Annotated in this window: 18 protein-coding genes; 8 read left to right on the top strand and 10 right to left on the bottom strand. The window is 63.9% G+C overall.

Going from position 1 to position 20022, the window contains the following annotated elements; genetic code table 11:
• Positions 1-117: 117 nt before the first annotated feature.
• Positions 118-1254, top strand: coding sequence for an epoxide hydrolase family protein (locus IHE39_RS19925; RefSeq protein ID WP_192567703.1), 1137 nt, complete (start codon positions 118-120; stop codon positions 1252-1254).
• Between the two features lie 148 nt (positions 1255-1402).
• Here the strand turns inward: IHE39_RS19925 and IHE39_RS19920 are convergent, their stop codons facing one another.
• The 3 genes from IHE39_RS19920 to IHE39_RS19910 all read right to left on the bottom strand — a co-directional run bounded on the left by IHE39_RS19920 (position 1403) and on the right by IHE39_RS19910 (position 3882).
• Positions 1403-2470: a DUF930 domain-containing protein gene (locus tag IHE39_RS19920; protein ID WP_343070112.1), complete on the bottom strand. Its 1068-nt coding sequence runs from the start codon at positions 2468-2470 to the stop codon at positions 1403-1405.
• 177 nt (positions 2471-2647) lie between these two features.
• Entirely contained in the window at positions 2648-3634 is a 987-nt protein-coding gene (locus IHE39_RS19915) for a methyltransferase (protein ID WP_192567702.1), read from the bottom strand.
• A 92-nt stretch (positions 3635-3726) separates the two neighbouring features.
• Entirely contained in the window at positions 3727-3882 is a 156-nt protein-coding gene (locus tag IHE39_RS19910; RefSeq protein WP_184770213.1) for a hypothetical protein, read from the bottom strand.
• A 227-nt stretch (positions 3883-4109) separates the two neighbouring features.
• Between IHE39_RS19910 and IHE39_RS19905 the strand changes: the two genes are divergently transcribed.
• Both IHE39_RS19905 and IHE39_RS19900 read left to right on the top strand, forming a co-directional pair.
• Positions 4110-4454 carry an ArsR/SmtB family transcription factor gene (locus IHE39_RS19905; RefSeq protein WP_192567701.1) on the top strand — a complete coding sequence of 115 codons (345 nt, stop codon included), beginning with the start codon at positions 4110-4112 and terminating at the stop codon, positions 4452-4454.
• Positions 4438-4926, top strand: coding sequence for an SRPBCC family protein (locus tag IHE39_RS19900; RefSeq protein WP_192567700.1), 489 nt, complete (start codon positions 4438-4440; stop codon positions 4924-4926). Before IHE39_RS19905 ends, IHE39_RS19900 begins: the two co-directional genes overlap by 17 nt.
• 449 nt (positions 4927-5375) lie before the next feature.
• Here the strand turns inward: IHE39_RS19900 and IHE39_RS19895 are convergent, their stop codons facing one another.
• Entirely contained in the window at positions 5376-6233 is an 858-nt protein-coding gene (locus IHE39_RS19895; protein WP_184770366.1) for a LysR substrate-binding domain-containing protein, read from the bottom strand.
• A gap of 135 nt (positions 6234-6368) precedes the next feature.
• Between IHE39_RS19895 and IHE39_RS19890 the strand changes: the two genes are divergently transcribed.
• The 3 genes from IHE39_RS19890 to IHE39_RS19880 all read left to right on the top strand — a co-directional run bounded on the left by IHE39_RS19890 (position 6369) and on the right by IHE39_RS19880 (position 9902).
• On the top strand, positions 6369-7367 hold the full coding sequence (locus tag IHE39_RS19890; RefSeq protein ID WP_192567699.1) for a zinc-dependent alcohol dehydrogenase family protein: 999 nt from the start codon (positions 6369-6371) through the stop codon (positions 7365-7367).
• Complete coding sequence (locus IHE39_RS19885; RefSeq protein ID WP_192567698.1) at positions 7360-8151, top strand: 2-keto-4-pentenoate hydratase; 792 nt, start codon at positions 7360-7362, stop codon at positions 8149-8151. The genes IHE39_RS19890 and IHE39_RS19885 overlap by 8 nt, the downstream gene beginning before the upstream one ends.
• Before the next feature lie 107 nt (positions 8152-8258).
• On the top strand, positions 8259-9902 hold the full coding sequence (locus IHE39_RS19880; RefSeq protein WP_184770218.1) for an ABC transporter substrate-binding protein: 1644 nt from the start codon (positions 8259-8261) through the stop codon (positions 9900-9902).
• A 260-nt stretch (positions 9903-10162) separates the two neighbouring features.
• Here the strand turns inward: IHE39_RS19880 and IHE39_RS19875 are convergent, their stop codons facing one another.
• Positions 10163-10561, bottom strand: coding sequence for a VOC family protein (locus IHE39_RS19875; protein WP_192567697.1), 399 nt, complete (start codon positions 10559-10561; stop codon positions 10163-10165).
• Between the two features lie 29 nt (positions 10562-10590).
• A complete protein-coding gene (gene mutS / locus IHE39_RS19870; protein ID WP_434781327.1) occupies positions 10591-13260 on the bottom strand; it encodes a DNA mismatch repair protein MutS in 2670 nt (889 codons plus the stop codon).
• Positions 13261-13467: 207 nt separating this feature from the next.
• Here mutS and IHE39_RS19865 point away from each other — a divergent pair, with 207 nt between their 5' ends.
• Entirely contained in the window at positions 13468-15756 is a 2289-nt protein-coding gene (locus IHE39_RS19865; protein ID WP_192567695.1) for an NADP-dependent malic enzyme, read from the top strand.
• 288 nt (positions 15757-16044) lie between these two features.
• Here the strand turns inward: IHE39_RS19865 and IHE39_RS19860 are convergent, their stop codons facing one another.
• A complete protein-coding gene (locus tag IHE39_RS19860; protein WP_192567694.1) occupies positions 16045-17052 on the bottom strand; it encodes an adenosine kinase in 1008 nt (335 codons plus the stop codon).
• A 170-nt stretch (positions 17053-17222) separates the two neighbouring features.
• Here IHE39_RS19860 and IHE39_RS19855 point away from each other — a divergent pair, with 170 nt between their 5' ends.
• On the top strand, positions 17223-17945 hold the full coding sequence (locus IHE39_RS19855) for a sulfate transporter family protein (protein WP_192567693.1): 723 nt from the start codon (positions 17223-17225) through the stop codon (positions 17943-17945).
• 16 nt (positions 17946-17961) lie between these two features.
• Here IHE39_RS19855 and IHE39_RS19850 read toward each other — a convergent pair whose 3' ends face one another.
• The 3 genes from IHE39_RS19850 to dut all read right to left on the bottom strand — a co-directional run bounded on the left by IHE39_RS19850 (position 17962) and on the right by dut (position 19968).
• On the bottom strand, positions 17962-18768 hold the full coding sequence (locus IHE39_RS19850; RefSeq protein ID WP_192567692.1) for an isocitrate lyase/PEP mutase family protein: 807 nt from the start codon (positions 18766-18768) through the stop codon (positions 17962-17964).
• Between the two features lie 67 nt (positions 18769-18835).
• Positions 18836-19492, bottom strand: coding sequence for an HAD family hydrolase (locus IHE39_RS19845; RefSeq protein ID WP_192567691.1), 657 nt, complete (start codon positions 19490-19492; stop codon positions 18836-18838).
• Complete coding sequence (gene dut / locus IHE39_RS19840; protein WP_192567690.1) at positions 19489-19968, bottom strand: dUTP diphosphatase; 480 nt, start codon at positions 19966-19968, stop codon at positions 19489-19491. Before dut ends, IHE39_RS19845 begins: the two co-directional genes overlap by 4 nt.
• Positions 19969-20022 lie beyond the last annotated feature (54 nt).

Here is a 20022-nt window from a genome sequence, read left to right as displayed (position 1 = left end):
CTCGTGGCAGGCAATGACATGACCCTAACCCGTCGCAGCTTTAACGGCGGCACGCTTTCGCTACTCGCCGCCATCGCAAGCAAACCCGCAATCGCACAATCTCAGGAGGAAGGCCCAATGCTCTCGACAAAGCCGTTCAACATTCAGATCAGCGATGCAGCGATTGCCGATCTGAAAGACCGCCTCGGCAAGGCCCGCTGGCCCCACGCCATCACCGACAACTGGTCGCGCGGCCAACCCGTCAAGCTCATCAAGGAACTGACCGACCAGTGGCGGGACAAATACGACTGGCGGGCGCAGGAGCGCGAGCTCAACCGTTACCCCCACTTCATGACCGAGATCGACGGGCAGCCGATTCATTTCATGCATATCAAATCGCCGATGCCCAATGCATTCCCCTTGATCCTCAGCCACGGCTGGCCGGGCAGCTTCGTCGAATTTCTCGACCTCATCGGGCCGCTGACCGATCCAAAGGCACATGGCCTCGACGCGTCTCTCGCTTTCGACCTGGTCATCCCATCGCTGCCGGGCTTCGGTTTCTCGAGCCCGATGTCACAGCCCGGCTGGGACAGCGCAAGGACCGCCAAGGCCTGGGACACGCTGATGAAGGGGCTTGGCTATGAGCGCTACGGCGCGCATGGCGGCGACGCCGGCGCTCTGGTCGGCCGCGAGTTGGGGATCCTCGCGCCGAAGGGGCTCGTCGGAACGCATCTGCTCCAGATCTTCGCCTTCCCGTCGGGGCAGCCGGGCGAAATGGACAAGCTGTCGCCCTTCGAGATGGAAGGCATGGCAAACTTGGCCAATTTCGAAAAATACGGCGGCTACCAGGCCATCCAGTCGAAGCGCCCGGGAACGCTGGCCTTCGCTTTGGTCGACTCGCCCGTCGGCCAGTTGGCCTGGAACGCCGAATTGTGGTTCGGCTTCGAAGGCACTGGTGCGGACCATGTTGATCGCGAACGCTACCTGACCAACAACTCCATCTACTGGTTCACCGCCACCAGCGGCTCCGCCGCGAACGTCTATTACGAGGACACCCAGACCGGGGCAGGATATCGCGAGGTCAACAATCCGACACCCACTGGCGTGTCCGTGTTCCCCCAGGATTTCAGGTCCGTGCGCAGCTTCGCCGAGCGCTCCAACAACATCGTTCACTGGACGGAAATGCCCCGCGGCGGCCACTTCGCCGCTTCCGAGGCGCCCGACCTGCTCGTCCAGGATGTCAGGACATTTTTCGGCAAGCTGATCGCCGGCTAGGCCGGTCGATGCCTCAGTAGATCCCAAGGATTGCCGGGCGAAGTGCGCTGCCGCCTCGCCCGGCAAGAACGAGGAGCCGGATCATCCCGGCCCTAAATTCCCCAGTTGGCCTCTTGGCCAGGATCGGGCTCCACCTTTCGGCAAAGCTCTAGTCGTTGGCCGGGAGCCCCAGACGCGCCCATTGGTCGCGCGCGATCGTTGCTCCGACGCGGAAGGTCAACGACAGGATCGTCGTCGCCTCGGCGTCGACCTCGCATCGGAAGCTCAGCGCGTGCCATGCCGTTCGCGTGCGGAAAGCAGCCTCCGGCACGTCAAGGACATTGCCCCGCTTGAGCGGAACAAGTGGCACCAGGTCGGGGGAATAGGACGCGCCGACCAATTGCCGCTGCAATGCGCTGGCGCAGAGTTTGGCCGCCCGCTGGTCGCGCGGCACGCCGGCCATTGCGGTCGTGGACAACGCATCGCCCCCTTGCGATTGCGGCTTTCGAACCCCCGGCAATCCCGAAAAAGGCTGCGATGCCACAACCTCCGCCTTCCTGGAATTGCCCCTGGTGCTGCCGTTTCCGGCTTTCATGACCTTCGCAAGGTTGGGCTTCGGCGCATCCACGGGTCTGGGCTCCGGCGCCTTGGCCAAGGCGGGAAGCGCTATCTCAGCGTCGTTACCGGCAGCACCCAGTGGCGTTGGTGCCACGGCTGTCTGCTTGTCGGCACCGTCCGCCAGACCCTGTTGTTTGTCGTCCTCCTGCTTGCCCGTGTCCTGGCTCGAGGCGGCCTCGTTCTCCTGGGCGGTCTCGGCAGCCTTTGCCGCGGCGGCCTGCTTCTCGGCGTCGCTGGCTGGATCCGGCCGCACCTCGGAAGGCGGCTTCACATCGTCATCCTTCGCCTGTGAAGGCAAGGTGTCCTGAGCGCTGCTTTCTTCCTGGGATTTGCCGGATCCGGCATCCTTGTCACCGAACCGGAAAACAGGTTTCAGGACCTCGATTTGCGGCGGCTTGGGCATCTGTCTTTCCGACGCCGGCGGTTGTTTCGGCTCCGGCGGCTTTTCGGCTGCGGGAACCTTCGGCAACGGCGGAGGCGCAGGTTTCGGCTTTGGCTGTTCCGGCGGCACGAGCGTGACGTTGACCGCCTCTTCTTGCTGCTCTTGAGTAGGCCTCGGCTGGCTGTAGGCTACCAGGACGGCGACGAGGAGCCCATGCAGGATCAGCGAGGTGGGCAAGGCCCACCGCAACTCCCGACGCCCGTTCCTGGTCTCATCCTTCATGCTGACCGATGTGGAGTGAAACAGAGGCGGCATCAAGCGTGTCGCGCAAAATTGCCGTTGGTGTCCCGAAGGGGCAACGTCGGCTTCGCGCCTCAGAGACCTTGCATCTGAAACCGACCATCCAGCACACGATCAGCCCGGCAGGCGCCCGCGAAACAAGGCGGTGCCGTCGCCCAAGCGCGACCTTGAGATGTCAACCAATCCGGCCTCGGTCATCCACGCCCGATACTGACCTTCGGTGTACGCCTCGCCGTGGCGGTAGAGGTTCAGGAAGGTGAGGTTCAGAAAGACACCCTCGGGCGGGCCAAGGCGGTCGTCATCGACGACACCCCACCCGGCAATAGCGATCTCGCCTCCGGGTGCGAGGCAACGCGCCGCGTTCAGGATCGAACTGCGCGCCTGCTCAGGCGGCAGCACCTGCACGACCGCCTTCAGGATCGCCAGGTCGTGGCGGCCGATCGAGGGTGCGACGGTGATGTCGCCTGCTTCGACAACCACGTCGCTTGCGCCGTATTCCGACAGGATATCAGGCGCGACGGCTGCGACCGTCGGCAGCTCCATCAGCGTCGCTGCAATCTGCGGCCGCTGCTCGCGCAGGCCAACGAGAATAGTGCCTGCACCGCCACCGATGTCGATCACCGAACCGACCGCCGAAAGGTCGAGCACCTGGGCCAGCTGCCGGCCGAAAATCACCCCGCCCGGTGCGAGCAGGCGGCTGAAGGCCGCCGCAGACTCAGGCCCCGCTTCGGAAAAATCGTGTAGTGCTGCCGGCCGGTTCTGTCGCAGCGACTCCGCGGTCAACAGGTCGGCACCCCAGAGCTCGCGCAGCAGCGCGTGATCGCCGCCGCGATAGGTCGGCTCGGACGCGTCGAGGAAGGCTGCTGCCTCAGCGCCGTTGCGAAACTGGCCGTCCTCGACCTCGAGCAGGCCGATGCTGGCGAGTGCGTAGAGCAGCCGCGACAGGCGGTCGGGCGCGACGTCGAGCGCAGCGCCAAGGCTGGCGGCAGTCGCAGCACCGCCGCCAAGCCGGGTGAAGATGTCAAGGTCGAGCCCGGCGCGAAGCGCCAAGGCGGGGGGCACCGCCGCGATCAACTTGTCGATCCGCTCGGAATCCACCATGCCACGTCCCCTTCGCAATTCAGGCCGCTCCGCGATCGACTTTGAAGCACCTCGCAAGATCGGAAGCAACCGGGCGGGCAAGGACGGCTGCGCTACTTCGCGCGCTTTTCGATCTTCAGGTCCGGAAGGTCTGGTCTTTTGGATTTGACCCCGGCCTCCTTCAAGGCCGTGTAGCCCACCTTCTTGAGCAGCTTTTCTGTCTTGGCGCGCTCCTTGTCGAGGGCGCTCTGACCTTTGACCTTGGGCATCCGTCCTCCATCTGGTTCGTTGTCGTTCGCCAGCAAACAAGATTGCCGGCGATATCGCGCGCAATGTCACCATAGGGGCCGCGGCAGCGATGACGTCAATGACCGAAATCAGGCGCGGTACCGAACGGGTCTATATCTCCCGGTCCGCAGGCGACCTGTCAACGCATACTAAGGTAATTACCTTAGTATGCGTTGACAGGCGCCGCCGGCCTGCGTTACTAAGGCACATGCCTTACCATTCGACGCCCCTCGACCTCGCCTTTCACGCCCTCAGCGACCCGACCCGCCGCGCGGTGGTGTCGCGGCTGGCCGGGGGCGAGGTGCCGGTCAGCGCCCTGGCCGCGCCTTTCGATATGGCGCTGCCCTCCTTCGCCCAGCATCTCAAGGTGCTGGAGGAATGCGGGCTGATCGTCAGCGAAAAGCGCGGGCGCAGCCGCTGGTGCAAGCTGGTGCCGGCGCGCTTCGACGAGGCGGCGGACTGGATGGAAGCGGAGCGCCGGCGCTGGGCCGAGCGGCTGGATCGGCTGGAATTGTATCTGGACAAGAATGAAGAGGATGAAGCACATGACTAACCTGCTTGAGACCTGGTCGCTCGATCGCGAGATCGTGCTGGTCAAGCTGCTCAACCACCCACGCGACAAGGTCTTTGCCGCCTGGATGGACCCCAAGGCGTTGGCTGAATGGTACGGCCCCGCCGGCCTCAGCATCGAAAGCCACGAGGCCGATATCCGCGAAGGCGGGGTCTGGCGCTTCGACATGGTCGGCGTGTTCGAGGGCAAGCAGCAGCGCTTCCCGAACCTGATGCGCTTTGTCGAGATCGTGCCCAACGAACGCATCGTGATCGACTACGGCACGCCCGAGCCCAACGACCCCGACCGTTTCCGCGTCACGGTGACCTTCGACGAGCAGACCGACGGCAAGACGGTGCTGACCATGCGGCAGCTGCACCCGAGCCGCGAACGGCGCCAGGTGGTCATCGGCTTCGGCGCGGTCGAATACGGGCTGCAGACCATGGACGGTCTCGCTGCCTGGCTGGACGGTTGAGCCCTTGTGAGACCGCAGCGGTGGTCAGGCCGGTGCGCGGGACGGTGGTCGTGTCGGCGTTCTTGCAAATGACGCCAGTTCGGCAGCCGGTCTCCCTGGAAGGGCCGGCTTGGCCAGATTTGCGGGGAGATGCAATGGCATCCAAGCAGAAGGGGGCCCTGAGCTACGCAGGCAGCTTGGGAAATGAGCGCCGTCTTCTCAAGTGGCGGGCCCGCCGCCGTAGACCGCGGACCCGGTTCAGTCAGGGACCGACCGTGAGAACTGTTGACATCGAAGGACCGAAGTGATGTCGAGAGCGGACCGTCTAAATCACCCCTCGCGGACCTTGCCGCAGCCGGACGGGAACGGCAGCTTTTAGGTACTGGCAGCGGCCACCTTACTGCAGAAATGAGGGCGCAAAGCTGCCTTTCGCAGAATTCGGCCGGCTTTCGTCGGAAGTCTCGGTGGCGTCAGTGGGCAAGATTGTCGGTGAGGAAAGAAAGAAGAGGTTGGACAATGCGCGCTTCGCTCTTCTCCTCACCGATGACCACGATCTCGGTCATCGGAAGTGCAGGCCACTGATCCGAAGGGCGGATGACCTGCATTCCGTCCTGAACGAATGATCTCCCCAGCACGGTCACCCCGAAACCACCGGCGACGGCTGCGCGCGCGCCGGCCAGGCTGTTGGTCGTGCAGGCCACAAACCAATCGCGCCGAACCGAATCGAGCGCCTTGATGGCCACGCCGCGGTAGGTGCACGGGGCCGGCAAGAGAACCAGCGGCACCGGTTCGCCTGGATCGCGATCATATTGCTTGGACGAGATCCACATCAACGGCTCACGCCAGATGACCCTGCCTCGCTGCGCGCGCCCATCCTTTTTGGCGATGACGATATCCAGCCGATCCTCGTCATAGGCCGCCAAGAGGTTGCAACTGAGGCCAGTCATCAGTTCGAGCCTCACCGCTGGACACAAGCTGGCAAATTTCGACAACAAGGCAGGCAGATGGTGCGGCACGAAATCTTCCGAAATGCCGATACGCAGCCGTTCGACCTCAGCGGAATCGACAAGCGTACGAACCGCCAGATCGTTGAACTCGAGCATGCGCCTTGCCGCCGAGAGAAGTCGTTCCCCCTCGCCCGTGAGGACAAGGGAACGGCTGGTCCGCCTGAACAGCGGTCGCCCCAAAAGATCTTCCAGTCGGATGATCTTTTGGCTGACGGCGGACTGCGAACGCCCGACGACATCGGCGGCAGCAGTAAAGCTGCCTGTTTCGGCGACCGTCGTGAATGCCCGGAGAAGATCGATCTCTAGATCGGGATATCTCATTGCGGCCCCTGTCTGTCGTCCAAGCGTCACCATAAGCTAGAAGCGTTCCAGATCGATAGCATTAGATTTATGCGTTTCCTCTCATGCGGCGCTGACGGCACACTCCCAAAAGACGAAATGTGTTGGGAATCGTGAATGCGTGCAATGGTCTTGGGGGCTTTCGGAGGTCCGGACAACGTCAACCTCGCCAGGCTTGAAACACCTCGACTTGCCCCAGGAGAGGTGCTGGTGCGCGTGCAGGCAGCGTCCGTGAACCCGGTCGACGTCCGTATTCGGAACGGTCTTCCCATCGGACCTGCGCTGCCAGCGGTGTTGGGCGCCGATCTTGCCGGCACCGTCGAAGCCATAGGCGAAGGCGTTGCCGACCTGGTGCCGGGCGACGAGGTCTATGGCTGCGCCGGTGGCGTGAAAGGTCTTGGTGGCACTTTCGCCGAATACATTGCCGCCGATGCTCGCTTGCTTGCGCCGAAGCCAAAAAGCCTTTCGATGATCGAGGCAGCGGCGCTGCCCTTGGTATCGATTACCGCTTGGAACTGCATGACACGCGCAGACGTTTGCGCCTCCGACCATGTCCTGGTGCACGGTGGCTGCGGCGGCGTTGGCCATATCGCCATCCAGTTGGCCAAAGCACGCGGCGCGCGTGTTGCGACGACCGTCTCTTCAACGGAAAAGGCAGCGTTCGCCCGCAAACTGGGTGCAGACGACACGATCCTCTATCCGCGTGAACCGGTACAGGGCTATGTCGACAGGCTGACTGCCGGGCATGGGTTCGATGTCGTCGTCGATACGGTCGGCGGTAACAGCCTGGACCATTCCTTGCAGGCCGCCGCACCGCTCGGCCGCGTTGTCGCGACCGCCGCGCGAAGCACCCACGATCTGTCGCCGATGCATGGCAAGGCGCTGTCTCTCCACGTCGTGTTCATGCTGATCCCCCTGCTTTCGGGTATCGGCAGGGAGGCGCATGGCCGGATCCTCCGCGAACTGGTGGCCTTGGTCGAAAACGAGAGCGTTCGCCCATTGATCGACCCCGAACGCTTCACGCTGGACAGGCTGCCCGATGCCTTCCGCCGTCTCGAAAGCGGGCAGGCGCTTGGCAAGGTCGTTGTTGAAATAGCTGGACACTTCGATGCGTGAAACGCCCTCGCAACGCCTCGACATGCATAAGGCAGCAGAAGCAATTCTGAGTGCCGAACGCAATGCGATGAGCATGCAGCCGCTCAGTGGCAAACATCCAGATCTCACGCTCGATGACGCATATCTCATCCAGAACCTGCTTAACGACATTCGTCAGAAGCAGGGGCTCCGTTTCGCCGGCCACAAGATCGGCCTGACCTGGCGCTCGACCCAAGTTGCATGCGCTCTGACCGAACCTATCCGTGGAAGAATCCTGAGCAATGCCGTCTTCGACAGCGGCTTCACGATGTCAGCTGCACGGTTCGTGAAACCACATATCGAAATGGAACTGGCCTTCATCATGGGGCGTGACATCGATCAACCAGGCGCAACAATAGATGAGGTGCTGCAGGCTACGGACTATGTGGTCCCAGCACTTGAACTTGTCGACCATCGAATGGCTCCGCCGCGCATTGTCGCTGACACGGTTGCCGACAATTCCGCCTTTGCTGCCGTCATCCTTTCCGAGCGGCGCTTGCGTCCACACGACATCGACACCCGTTGGGTCGGCGCAACCCTGTCACGCAATGGTGTCATGGAAGAAGCGGGCGTTTCAGCAATCGGGATGGGCCATCCGGCCGCCTGTGTCGCTTGGCTTGCGAACGCGCTTATCGAGACCGGAGAGCGCCTCCGCAAGGGAGACATTGTCATGTCCGGAGCGTTCGCAAGAGCAGTAGCCGTCTCGGACGGCGACTTTATCGAAGCGGATTTTGGGCCATACGGAAGCGTCAAGGCATCGTTCTGAACAGCGCCCCGGCCTTTTCGTCGGCTCCTGCCGTTCACTGACCAGCCACCACAATCGCCTGACACCACGATTTCGTGGCGCCGGCATCCCCCGGGGAGGAGCATGTAATGAGCAATCACAACCATGATGAAAAGCCGATACCAGCCGCGGTCGCGCAGATGGCCCGAATGGCCAAGGCCGGCAGGATGGACCGGCGCGAGTTTCTGACCATCGCCAGCACGATGGGACTGAGCGCGGCGACCGCCTATGCACTTGCGGGCCTGGCACTGCCTGTGCCTGCGCGGGCAGCAGCCCCGCAAAAAGGCGGCGTGCTCAGGGTTGCGATGCCCGTCAAGGAACTGAAGGATCCGCGTACTTTCGACTGGGGCGAGATGGGCAATCTCGGCAGGCAGTTTCTCGATCCCTTTGTCAAATACACTGCCAACTACACATTCGAGCCCATGCTTCTCGAAAGCTGGGACGTCAACGACGATGCGACGCAGTACGTGCTGCATCTGCGCAAAGGCGTGAAATGGAACAACGGCGACGATTTCACGGCGGAGGATGCGATATTCAACATCAACCGCTGGTGCGACAAGAAAACGCCGGGCAACTCCATGGCCGGGCGCATGGCCGCACTGGTCGATCCCGCAACCGGAAAAGCGCGTGCAGACGCCATCGCCAAGGTTGACGATCATACGGTCAAGCTGTCGCTGTCGAAATCGGACATCTCGCTGATTGCGAACTTCGCCGATTTCCCCGCACTCATCGTCCACCGCAGTTACCAGGAAACGGGTTCCGATCTGGTGAAGCACCCCATTGGCACAGGGCCGTTTGAACTCGTCTCCTTCGAAACATCGGTACGTGCCGTCTACAAACGCCGGGACGGCTGGTGGGGCGGCGAAACCTACCTGGATGGTGTCGAGTTCATTGATTACGGCACCGATCCCAATGCACTCGCCAGTGCATTCGAAGCAGGCGAAGTCGACGCCAACTTCGAAACCACCGGCGATCAGATTCAAGTGCTGGATTCAATGGGGCTTGCCCGCAGCGAAGCCCCGACCGCAGCGACCGCCGTTGCCCGGTTCAATGTGAGAAACAAGCCTTACGACGATCAGCGCGTTCGCAACGCAATGCAACTCGCCGTCGACAATGCTGCAGTCCTCAGCCTCGGCTACAGCGGCCGCGGCAATATCGCCGAAAACCACCATGTCTGCCCAATTCACCCCGAGTACTACCCCTTGCCGAAACTGGAGCGGAATCTCGAAAAGGCTGCGGCCCTCATGCAGGAAGCCGGCATGGTGGATTTCGAGCACGATCTCATCAGCAGCGACGATGACTGGCATCGGGGGACGGCCGACGCGATCGCGGGGCAGTTGCGAGAAGCAGGCTTCAAGGTCAAGCGCACCGTGCTGCCTAGTTCCACATTCTGGAATGACTGGACGAAGTTTCCGTTTTCGCTGACCGGGTGGACGATGCGTCCTCTGGGCGTCCAAATCCTGGCGCTCGCTTATCGGAGCGGCGAGGCCTGGAACGAAACCGGGTTTGCCAACGATGAGTTCGATACAAAACTCAACGAGGCGCTTTCGATTTCCGCTGTCGACAAACGTCGCGACGCCATGGAAGACATCGAAAAGATCCTTCAAGGGTCAGGTGTCATCATCCAGCCCTACTGGCGCAAGGTCTTTGCCCATTTCGTCCCGAAGGTCAAAGACCATCACGCTCATCCGCTTCTCCAGATTCAGCTCGAAAAGGTGTGGCTCGAGTCCTGAAATCGCAACAGGCACATCGCGTGGACGTGACGGGCTCCGACCGCCACAAGCACCTAGGGACCGCTGCCGACGTCAGTTTTTGGCGAACGGCAGCGGTGCCTCAATGGCCGCTACGAAGCGCGCTTAGCTGCCATTCGGTTGTAAACTCACCTATATCCGCAAAGCGAGCCAAACCGTTTCACACCGCGCATGCGCCATATGGTCCCGCTAGCGGGCCCATGAGTTCATAGAGCGCGTTCGGCGCCTCCCCCGCTCCCAGCCTAGACGGCCTCGTTGAACACAGCCTCGATATTGTGCCCGTCAGGATCAACCACGAAGGCGGCGAAGTAGTTCGGGCCATAATGCAGCCGCAGGCCGGGACCGCCATTGTCGGTGCCGCCATGCGCGAGCGCGGCCTTGTGGAACGCCGCGACCGCCTGCCGGTCGGGTGCGGTAAAGGCGAGGTGGAAGCCCGGACCGGGCGGGCGCTGTCCTTCCGCGCGCAGCTTGATCGCCAGTTTGTCGCCGCCGCCTGTTACTCCGTAGCCGACGGCCTGGTCGTCATCTCCGGGTGAAAGGTCTTCCCAGACCCTGACATAGCCAAGCGGGGCAAGGGCCGCGTCGTAAAACGTTGCGGCGCGTTCGATATCAGCGACGCCAAGCGAGATATGGTGAAGCATGCGACGCCAACTCCAATGCACGACCTCGACTATCGGCTCGAAAGCCCCTTGAGCCTGTACAGCGCGTCGAGCGCCTCGCGCGGTGTCATTTCGTCGGGGCTCAGCCCCTCCAGCGCCTTGGTCAGCGCATCGTTGGCGACGGGTTTGGCCGCCTCGCGCTTCACCGCGACGGAGAACAGCGGCAAGTCGTCGACGAGCCGGTTGGCTTTGCCTGACGTTTCGCCTTCCTCGAGCTGGTGCAGCACCTCCTTGGCGCGCGCCACCACGGCATCGGGCAGGCCGGCGAGGCGGGCGACCTGCACGCCGTAGGAGCGGTCGGCGGCACCCTTGCCGACCTCATGCAGGAACACCACTTCGCCTTCCCACTCCTTGACCCGCATCGTCACGTTGTGCAGGCGTTCGAGCTTGCCCGAAAGGGCGGTCAGCTCATGGAAATGGGTGGCGAAAACGGCGCGGCAGCGGTTCTTCTCATGCAGATATTCGACCGCCGCCCAGGCGATCGACAGGCCGTCGAATGTCGCGGTGCCGCGGCCGATCTCGTCGAGGATGACCAGCGAGCGCTCGCTCGCCTGGTTGAGGATGGCGGCGGTCTCGACCATCTCGACCATGAAGGTCGAGCGCCCGCGCGCCAGATCGTCGGAGGCGCCGACGCGCGAAAACAGCCGGTCGACGACGCCGACATGGGCGCTCTCCGCCGGCACGAACGAACCCATCTGGGCGAGGATGGCAATCAGCGCGTTCTGGCGCAGGAAGGTCGATTTACCGCCCATGTTCGGGCCGGTGAGCAACCAGATCGCGCCGTTGCGGCCGGTATCCGAAGGCGACAGGTCGCAGTCATTGGCAACGAAGGGTGCCGATGCGGTGCGCCTCAGCGACTGCTCGACGACAGGGTGGCGGCCGCCCTTGACGTCGAAGGCAAGGCTCTGGTCGACCTGCGGCCGGCACCAGGCTTCACCTGCCGCAAGCGCAGCCAGGCCGGTCGAGACGTCGAGCACCGACAGCGCGTTGGCACCGGCGCGGATCGCGTCGGCATGCGCCACCGCTTCCTCGACAAGTGCGTCGAAGGCGGCGAGCTCGATGGTCAGCGCCCGGTCGGCGGCGTTGGCGATCTTGGTCTCGAGGCCGGCAAGCTCGGTGGTGGTGAAGCGCATCGCGCTCGCCATGGTCTGGCGGTGGATGAAGCGCGCCTTGGCCTCGTCGCTGCCGTTCAGCGCCGCCTGGTTGTTGGCCGTCACCTCGATGTAGTAGCCGAGCACGTTGTTGTGGCGGATCTTGAGCGAGCGGATGCCCGTCTCCTCGATCAGGTCGCGTTCCATGCCGGCGATCACCCGCCTGGACTGGTCGCGCAGCGCCCGCATCTCGTCGAGCTCGGCATGGTAGTTGGCGCGGACAAAACCGCCATCGCGCTTGAGCAGCGGCAGCTCCTCGCCAAGGGCTGTGTCGAGATGTCCGGCAAATGCCGCGGGCAGGGCCGAAATCGCTTCGAGCGCTGTCGCGAGTTCACGCGGCACCGTCATCTCGGCAAACAGCCCGGCAATCGTTTGCGCTGCCGCAAAGCCGGAGCGCAGCGCACCGAGATCGCGCGGACCGCCGCGGTTGAGCGCAAGCCTGGAAAGGGCGCGCGGCATGTCGGCGACGCCCTTGAGGCTGAGCCTGAGCGCATCGGCCAGCCGTGTCTCACCGATGAAGAACGACACCGCATCGAGCCTGGCGCCAATCGCCTCCGGATCGGTCAGCGGCGACATCAGCCGGTCGGCGAGCAGGCGCGCGCCGCCACCCGTCACCGTGCGGTCGATGGCGCGGAACAGCGAGCCGTCGCGGCCACCCGACAGCGTGCGCAGCAGTTCTAGATTGGCGCGCGTCGCTGGATCGATGAACAGGGTCGAGCCTTCCTGCTCGCGCTCGGGATGCGACAGCGGCGGCCGCTCGGCCTTCTGGGTCTTTTCGACATAAGCGATGACGCCCGAGATCGCCGACAGCTCGGCGCGGCTGAATGCGCCAAAACTGTCCGGCGTCGCCACCTCGTAGAAACGCGCGATGCGCCCCGGCGCCGAGGTCGAGTCGAACAGGGACGGCGGCTGCGGGTTGGCGATGCGGCCGACGAGGTCGAAGGTGGGTCTCAGTTCCTCGTCATGGAACGCCGGCTCGGCGACGATCAGCTCGCGCGGGTCGATGCGGAAGATGTCGGCGGCGAGCCTGTCGGGCGTCGTCTCGGCAACGCGGAACACGCCCGTCGAGATCTCGATCCAGGCGAGCGCGAGGGACGCTTCGCCCGCACCTTTCACCCGCCCCAGCGCCATCAGGAAGTTCGATTCCTGCGGCGCCAGCAGCTTGTCTTCGGTGATGGTACCAGGGGTGACCAGACGCACCACGTCGCGCTTGACCACCGATTTCGAGCCGCGCTTCTTGGCCTCCGCCGGATCCTCGATCTGCTCGCACACGGCAACGCGGAAACCCTGGCCGATCAGCTTCTGCAGGTAGTCGTCGGCGGCATGGATCGGCACGCCGCACATCGGGATGTCCTGGCCCTGGTGCTTGCCGCGTTTGGTCAGCACGATCCCGAGCGCCCGCGACGCCTTTTCGGCGTCGTCGAAGAACAGCTCGTAGAAATCGCCCATGCGATAAAACAGCAGCGAATCCGGGTTCGCCGCCTTGATCTCGATATACTGCTCCATCATCGGCGTGGGTGCTGCGTGCACCTGGGCTTCGGGCCGGGCTTCCGCCCCGCCTTCCGCCCCGGCTTCCGCAAAGTCAGCGTCAGCAGATATGATCGGTCGATCGTTCACGCCTGAACCTTCAGAAAAAGGAAATTCCTCACCCTGCTTGGCGGTTTACAGCGCCGATGTGTAGCCTTAATCCAAAACGCTCCACAAAAAGAAATTTAAGGGACAGGAACGCTTCTCGCCATGGCAACCACCAGGAAACCCGACAATTCCGGCCCCTCTGTCTCCGCAGAGGAGGCGCTCGAGTTCCATGCCATGGGCCGGCCCGGCAAGCTGGAGGTCGTGCCGACCAAGCCGATGGCGACCCAGCGCGACCTCAGCCTGGCCTATTCGCCCGGCGTCGCCGTTCCGGTGAAGGCCATCGCCGAGGATCCCTCACGCGCCTACGACTACACCACCAGGGGCAACATGGTCGCCGTCATCTCCAACGGCACCGCGATCCTGGGCCTCGGCAATCTCGGCGCGCTCGCCTCCAAGCCGGTCATGGAAGGCAAGGCGGTGCTGTTCAAGCGCTTCGCCGACGTCGATTCCATCGACCTCGAGGTCGACACTGAAGACGCCGACGAGTTCATCAACTGCGTGCGTTTCCTCGGGCCCTCCTTCGGCGGCATCAACCTCGAAGACATCAAGGCGCCCGAGTGCTTCATCATCGAGCAGCGCCTGCGCGAGCTGATGGACATCCCGGTCTTCCACGACGACCAGCACGGCACCGCCATCATCGCCGCCGCCGGCCTGATTAACGCGCTCGCCATCACCGGCCGCGACATGAAGACGTCAAAGCTGGTCTGCAACGGCGCCGGTTCCGCTGGCATCGCCTGCATCGAGCTGATCAAGTCGATGGGCTTCACCCCTGACAATGTCATCTTGTGCGACACCAAGGGCGTGGTCTACCAGGGCCGCACCGAAGGCATGAACCAGTGGAAGTCGGCGCATGCGGTCAAGACCGAGGCGCGCACGCTTGCCGACGCCATGGACGGCGCCGACATCGTCTTCGGCCTCTCCGCCAAGGGCGCACTCACTCCGGCCATGATCCAGTCGATGGCCAAGAACCCGATCATCTTCGCCATGGCCAACCCCGATCCGGAGATCACGCCCGAGGAAGTCGCCGAGATCCGCACCGACGCCATCATGGCGACCGGCCGTTCGGACTATCCGAACCAGGTCAACAACGTGCTCGGCTTCCCCTACATCTTCCGCGGCGCGCTCGATGTCAGGGCGACAACCATCAACGACGCGATGAAGGTCGCCGCTGCCAACGCGCTCGCCGAGCTCGCCCGCCAGGACGTGCCCGACGACGTCGCCGCCGCCTATCAGGGCAACCGGCCGAAATTCGGTCCCAACTACATCATCCCTGTGCCGTTCGACCCGCGCCTGATCTCGGCGATCCCGATCGCTGTCGCCAAGGCGGCGATGGAATCGGGCGTCGCCGGCCGGCCGATCCTCGATCTCGACAAGTACGCCAACGAGCTCTCCGCCCGCCGCGACCCGATCGCCTCCACCTTGCAGCGCATCTACGACCGCGTCCGGCGCCAGCCGAAGCGCATCGTCTTTGCCGAGGGCGAGGAGGAGCAGGTGATGCGGGCCGCTGTGTCCTACGTCAACCAGAAGCTCGGCACCGCCATCCTTTTGGGCCGCGACGACATCATCAAGGAAAATGCCAGGCAAGCCGGCATCGACCTCAACAAGCCGGGCCTCGAGATCATCAATGCGCGCCTGTCGCGCCGCAACGCCATCTATGCCGACTTCCTCTACGAGCGCATGCAGCGCAAGGGCTATCTGCTGCGTGACTGCCAGCGCCTGATCAACAACGACCGCAACCACTTCGCCGCCTGCATGGTCGCCCTTGGTGATGCCGATGGCGTGGTCACGGGCGTCACCCGCAACTACTCGACCGTGCTCGAAGACGTCCGCCGCGTCATCGACGCCAAGCCCGGCCACCGCGTCATCGGCGTGTCGATCGTTCTGGCGCGCGGCCGCACCGTGATTGTTGCCGACACCGCTGTCCACGACATGCCCAACGCCGAGCAGATCGCCGACATCGCCGAGGAAGCCGCCCATTTCGCTCGGCGCATGGGCTACGAGCCGCGCGTGGCGATGCTCGCCTACTCGACCTTCGGCCACCCCGCCGGCGAGCGGTCCGAGCGCGTCCAGGAAGCGGTCAAGATCCTCGACAAGCGCCGCGTCGATTTCGAGTATGACGGCGAAATGGCCGCCGACGTCGCCCTCAACCACCGCCTGATGCAGCAGCAATACCCCTTCTGCCGCCTCTCGGGTGCCGCCAACGTGCTGGTCATGCCGGCGTTCCACTCGGCCGCCATCTCGACCAAGATGCTGCAGGAACTCGGCGGCTCCACCGTCATCGGCCCGCTTCTCGTCGGCCTCAACAAGCCGGTGCAGATCGTTTCGCTCAACGCCAAGGACAGCGACATCGTCAACATGGCGGCGATCGCGGCGTATAATGCGGGGACTTGAGGAGCGGTCGGCCCTGAGCCATGGCGAAGGGCCGATCAATCGACAACGATTTGTCGATTGAAGCGACTCAAGGCCCGGAGCCATAGCGAAGGGCATGGCGCTGCCGCCTTCTTGCGCCGGTAGCGGTTGGGCGAGGAGTCAAAGCTGCTGATCTCCCTCCTTGTGGGGGAGATGCCCGGCAGGGCAGAGGGGGGTGCGAAGGAATGAGAGCGGGCAGGTTTCCGCCGCCCCTCACCCGACCGCTTCGCGGCCACCCTCTCCCCGTAAACGGGGCGAAGGAAAAGGAGGCTACAGCAATCCCGCCTGCTCAGCTTCGCGCCTCAGATTCTGCCGGGGGCGCGGGCCGATCTGCTGGATCACCAGCCCGGCGGCCAGCGAACCGAGGTCGCCGCAATCTTTCAGGCTGCGCCCTTGCGTGTAGCCAAACAGGAAACCTGCGGCATAGAGGTCGCCGGCACCAGTGGTGTCGACGAGCTCGTGGATCTCGGTCGCCTGGATCACCACCGTTTCGTCGCCGCGCACGATGACAGAACCCTTCTCCGAGCGGGTGACGGCGGCGATCTTGCAGTCCTTGCGGATCTGGGCCAGCGCCTCGTCGAAGGACGAGGTTTCGTAGAGCGACTTGATCTCGTGGGAGTTGGCAAAGACGATGTCGACGGTATCAGAGCGCATCAGCTCGAGGAACTCGGCGCGGTAGCGGTCGACGCAGAACGAATCCGACAGCGTCATCGACACTTCGCGGCCTGCCGCGTGCGCATGCGCCGCTGTCATGCGGATCGCTTCCTTGGCCAGCGGCGGATCCCACAGATAGCCTTCGAAATAGGTGACCTTGGCACCGCTCGCCTTGTCGGCTTCGACGTCATCGGGCCCGAGCTCGACGCAGGCGCCGAGATAGGTGTTCATCGAGCGCTCGCCGTCGGGGGTGACGAAGATCATCGAGCGCGCCGTCGGCGGGGTGCCGTCGAGCGGCCCACCTTCAAGAGGTTTGGTGTCGAAGGCGACGCCTTGGGCATGGATGTCGTGGGTGAAGATGTCGCCGAGATGGTCGCGCGAAACCTTGCCGAAATAGGCGGCGCGGCCGCCGAAGCTGGCGATGCCGGCAGCCGTGTTGCCGGCCGAACCGCCGGAGGCCTCGATCGCCGGGCCCATGCGGGAATAGAGCAGTTCGGCGCGCTCGCCGTCGATCAGGTTCATCGCGCCCTTGATGATGCCGTTGTCGGTCAAAAAGGCCTCATCGCATTGCGCGATGATGTCGACGATGGCGTTGCCGATGCACAGCACGTCATATTGGCTCATCAGGGTCTCCGCGGCGCGTTCGCCGTAACAGGGGCCGACAGCTCGGCAAAACGGATTGCGTTTAGCGGCTCGCGGCACGTTTGCCTACCCGGCAAATTGGTCGGCGAGCGCTTGAGCCCGGCCGTGCGGCACCTTATCTCAGGACGCAAACAGGGAGCGACCACAAAGACATGATCCTCGATGCCGCCCGCACCGCCGCAAGCCAACTCTTCACGGCCGAATTCCGCACGGTGTTTTTGAAGACGCTGGGGCTGACGTTGCTGACGCTGGTCGCGCTGTGGTTCGGCATCCGCGAAGTCTTCGACTGGCTCGCCTGGCCGTGGATCGATGCCATGCTGCCCGGCCTGCCCTCGTGGACCGGCTGGCTCGGCCTGATCGCCGCCATCATCGCCGGCATCGGCCTTGCGCTCGGTCTCGCTCTGCTGATCGCGCCGGTGACGGCGATCGTCGCCGGCCTGTTCCTCGACGATGTCGCCGAGGTCGTCGAAAAGACCAACTATCCCCAGGAACGCCCCGGGGAGCCGGTGCCGGCGCTGCGCGCGATGGTGCTGGCGATCAAGTTTTTTGGCATCGTCATTGTCGGCAATCTGCTGGCGCTGCTTTTGATGTTCATCCCCATCGTCAACATCGGCGCCTTTTTCCTGGTCAACGGCTATCTGCTCGGGCGCGAGTTCTTCGAGTTCGCCGCCATGCGTTACCGTTCGGAGCAGGGGGCCAAGGACCTGCGCCGCCGCAACGCCGGTACCGTTTTCATGGCCGGCATCGTCATCGCAGCCTTCCTCGCTGTGCCGATCCTCAACCTTTTGACCCCGCTCTTCGCCGCGGCGATGATGGTGCATCTGCACAAGGCCGTATCAGCGGCCGAGCGCAGGCCGGCGATGGCGCGGGCGTGACGGTGGCGCTGCTGGTTTAGCCGTCGCGGCCGAACAGCGCCTGCAGCTTGGCATAGGCGATGCCGTCGCGGGTGAACTCGAACGTGCCCTGGCCGAGCATTTCGCGCGACGCCTGCTCCATCATGCCGAAGGCGTAGGCGGTGAGCTTGGAGCCGAGCGAAACGCGCTTGGCGCCGGCCTCTGCCAGCACCGCGACCGAAAAGCCCGGCACCGCCAGCACATTGACCGGCTTGGTGACGGCGCTGCACAGCGTTCGGACCATGTCGAGATCGGTGATGCCGGGCGCATAGAGCACGTCGGCGCCGGCCTTCTCGAACGCCTGCAGGCGCTTGATCGTGTCGTCGAGATCGGGCCGGCCCCAGAGGAAATTCTCCGAGCGCGCCGTCAGCACGAAATCGTGCTTCAGCGCCCGCGCCGCCTCGGCAGCTGCCGTCACGCGTTCGACCGCCAGCGAGAAATCGTAGATCGGCTTGTCGGCGTCGCCGGTGTGGTCCTCGAGCGAGCAACCGGCAAGGCCGGCAGCCTCGGCGGCGAAGACGGTCTCGCCGGAACTTTCGGGGCTGTCGCCCTTGCCCTTCTCGAGGTCGGCCGAGACGGGCAGTCCGGTGGCGTGGGCCAGGTCACGGCAATGGTGGATCATTTCCTCGAAACCGACGTCGCCGTCGGGGCGCCCGCGCGAAAAGGCATAGCCGGCACTGGTCGTCGCCAGCGCCTCGAAGCCGAAGGACGCCAGAAGCTTTGATGTGCCGATGTCCCAGGGATTGGGAATGATGAAGGCGCCCGGCGCCTCGTGCAATTTCCGGAAGACCGCGCCCTTGTCCATCGCCTCGCCTCGACTGTTTTGGAAAAGGCAATTCTAGACCGGAGCCGGCAAGGGCTCAAACGCTGTTTCAGGCGATCGGAATCAATCCTGCCAGCTTGCGCATGTCGTCGAACGGCACGGCACCACTCGCCACCAGCCCGTCGCGGTCGGAATGCGGATCGCCGTGGTAGCCAAACACCCGCATGCCGGCAGCGGCACCTGCCTGGGCGCCTGCGACGCTGTCTTCGATGACGATGCAGTCGGCGGGTTGATAACCCATCGTGCTAGCGGCATGCAGGAAGAGATCGGGGAACGGCTTGCCGTGCTCGACCATGGTGGCCGAAAACAGCACGTCGCGGAAATACTCGAGAAGGCCGGTCTGGCCGAGCGTCATATGCATCTTGTTGACCCGCGCCGACGATGCCACGCAATAGGCAATGCCGGCGCTCTTGACCGCCTCGACGAAGCTCTCGATGTGCGGGATCGCCTGCACGCCGGTCGCAAACAGCTCCGGCAGTTCGCGATACCAGCGCTCGACGAAATCAGGGCCCAGGCTGACACCTGATGCTTCGACCTCTTTCTGTACCGATACCAGGCTGCGGCCGACGAATTGGCGGCGGCATTGTTCGTAGCTGACGGGGTAACCCGCCTCGCTCAGCCAGGCCGACAGCCGCTGGTTGGCCAGCGGCTCGGTGTCGACGAGCACGCCGTCGCAGTCGAAGATGACGAGCTTGGGTCTGCTCATGCGGTTCCGGTCGAGCCGAAGCCGCCGGCGCCGCGCGTCGTTGCGGCGGCGAGGTCGCGCTCCTCGATCGCGGCACGGGTCACCGAGGCGATCACCATCTGGGCGATGCGCATGCCGCGCTCGATGTAGAAGTCCTCGTCGCCGTGATTGATCAGCAGCACCTTGACCTCGCCGCGATAGTCGCTGTCGATGGTGCCTGGCGTGTTGAGGCAGGTGATGCCGTGCTTGAAGGCGAGGCCCGAGCGCGGACGAATCTGGCCTTCAAAACCCTCTGGGATTTCGAAGATCAGGCCGGTCGGCACCAAAGCGCGCTTGCCGGGCAGGATCAGCAGCGGCCGATCATCCGGCACGGCGGCGCGCAGGTCCATGCCGGCAGCACCCGACGTCTCATAGGACGGCAGGGGCAGATCGCTTGCATGCGGCAAACGGACGATCCCGATGACGGGGGCGGAGGAGGTTGCGGCGGTCGATGTCATGGCGGCGATCCTATGAGACAGCGTCCAGGGCAGGTCAATTCACAACAGGTCGCA

Origin of the sequence: Aminobacter carboxidus, assembly GCF_014863355.1 — a bacterium.
Taxonomy (GTDB): domain Bacteria; phylum Pseudomonadota; class Alphaproteobacteria; order Rhizobiales; family Rhizobiaceae; genus Aminobacter; species Aminobacter carboxidus.
The sequence above is the reverse complement of the archived record's forward strand: the minus strand, read 5'-3'. Positions and strand labels throughout refer to the sequence as shown.

What these genes read in the sequence shown, in the direction of transcription:
- IHE39_RS19925 (WP_192567703.1), top strand. Translation starts at nt 118, where the DNA reads ATGCTCTCGACAAAGCCGTTCAACATTCAGATCAGCGATGCAGCGATT.
- IHE39_RS19915 (WP_192567702.1), bottom strand. Translation starts at nt 3,634, where the DNA reads ATGGTGGATTCCGAGCGGATCGACAAGTTGATCGCGGCGGTGCCCCCC.
- IHE39_RS19910 (WP_184770213.1), bottom strand. Translation starts at nt 3,882, where the DNA reads ATGCCCAAGGTCAAAGGTCAGAGCGCCCTCGACAAGGAGCGCGCCAAG.
- IHE39_RS19905 (WP_192567701.1), top strand. Translation starts at nt 4,110, where the DNA reads ATGCCTTACCATTCGACGCCCCTCGACCTCGCCTTTCACGCCCTCAGC.
- IHE39_RS19900 (WP_192567700.1), top strand. Translation starts at nt 4,438, where the DNA reads ATGAAGCACATGACTAACCTGCTTGAGACCTGGTCGCTCGATCGCGAG.
- IHE39_RS19895 (WP_184770366.1), bottom strand. Translation starts at nt 6,233, where the DNA reads ATGAGATATCCCGATCTAGAGATCGATCTTCTCCGGGCATTCACGACG.
- IHE39_RS19890 (WP_192567699.1), top strand. Translation starts at nt 6,369, where the DNA reads ATGCGTGCAATGGTCTTGGGGGCTTTCGGAGGTCCGGACAACGTCAAC.
- IHE39_RS19885 (WP_192567698.1), top strand. Translation starts at nt 7,360, where the DNA reads ATGCGTGAAACGCCCTCGCAACGCCTCGACATGCATAAGGCAGCAGAA.
- IHE39_RS19880 (WP_184770218.1), top strand. Translation starts at nt 8,259, where the DNA reads ATGAGCAATCACAACCATGATGAAAAGCCGATACCAGCCGCGGTCGCG.
- IHE39_RS19875 (WP_192567697.1), bottom strand. Translation starts at nt 10,561, where the DNA reads ATGCTTCACCATATCTCGCTTGGCGTCGCTGATATCGAACGCGCCGCA.
- IHE39_RS19865 (WP_192567695.1), top strand. Translation starts at nt 13,468, where the DNA reads ATGGCAACCACCAGGAAACCCGACAATTCCGGCCCCTCTGTCTCCGCA.
- IHE39_RS19860 (WP_192567694.1), bottom strand. Translation starts at nt 17,052, where the DNA reads ATGAGCCAATATGACGTGCTGTGCATCGGCAACGCCATCGTCGACATC.
- IHE39_RS19855 (WP_192567693.1), top strand. Translation starts at nt 17,223, where the DNA reads ATGATCCTCGATGCCGCCCGCACCGCCGCAAGCCAACTCTTCACGGCC.
- IHE39_RS19850 (WP_192567692.1), bottom strand. Translation starts at nt 18,768, where the DNA reads ATGGACAAGGGCGCGGTCTTCCGGAAATTGCACGAGGCGCCGGGCGCC.
- IHE39_RS19845 (WP_192567691.1), bottom strand. Translation starts at nt 19,492, where the DNA reads ATGAGCAGACCCAAGCTCGTCATCTTCGACTGCGACGGCGTGCTCGTC.
- dut (WP_192567690.1), bottom strand. Translation starts at nt 19,968, where the DNA reads ATGACATCGACCGCCGCAACCTCCTCCGCCCCCGTCATCGGGATCGTC.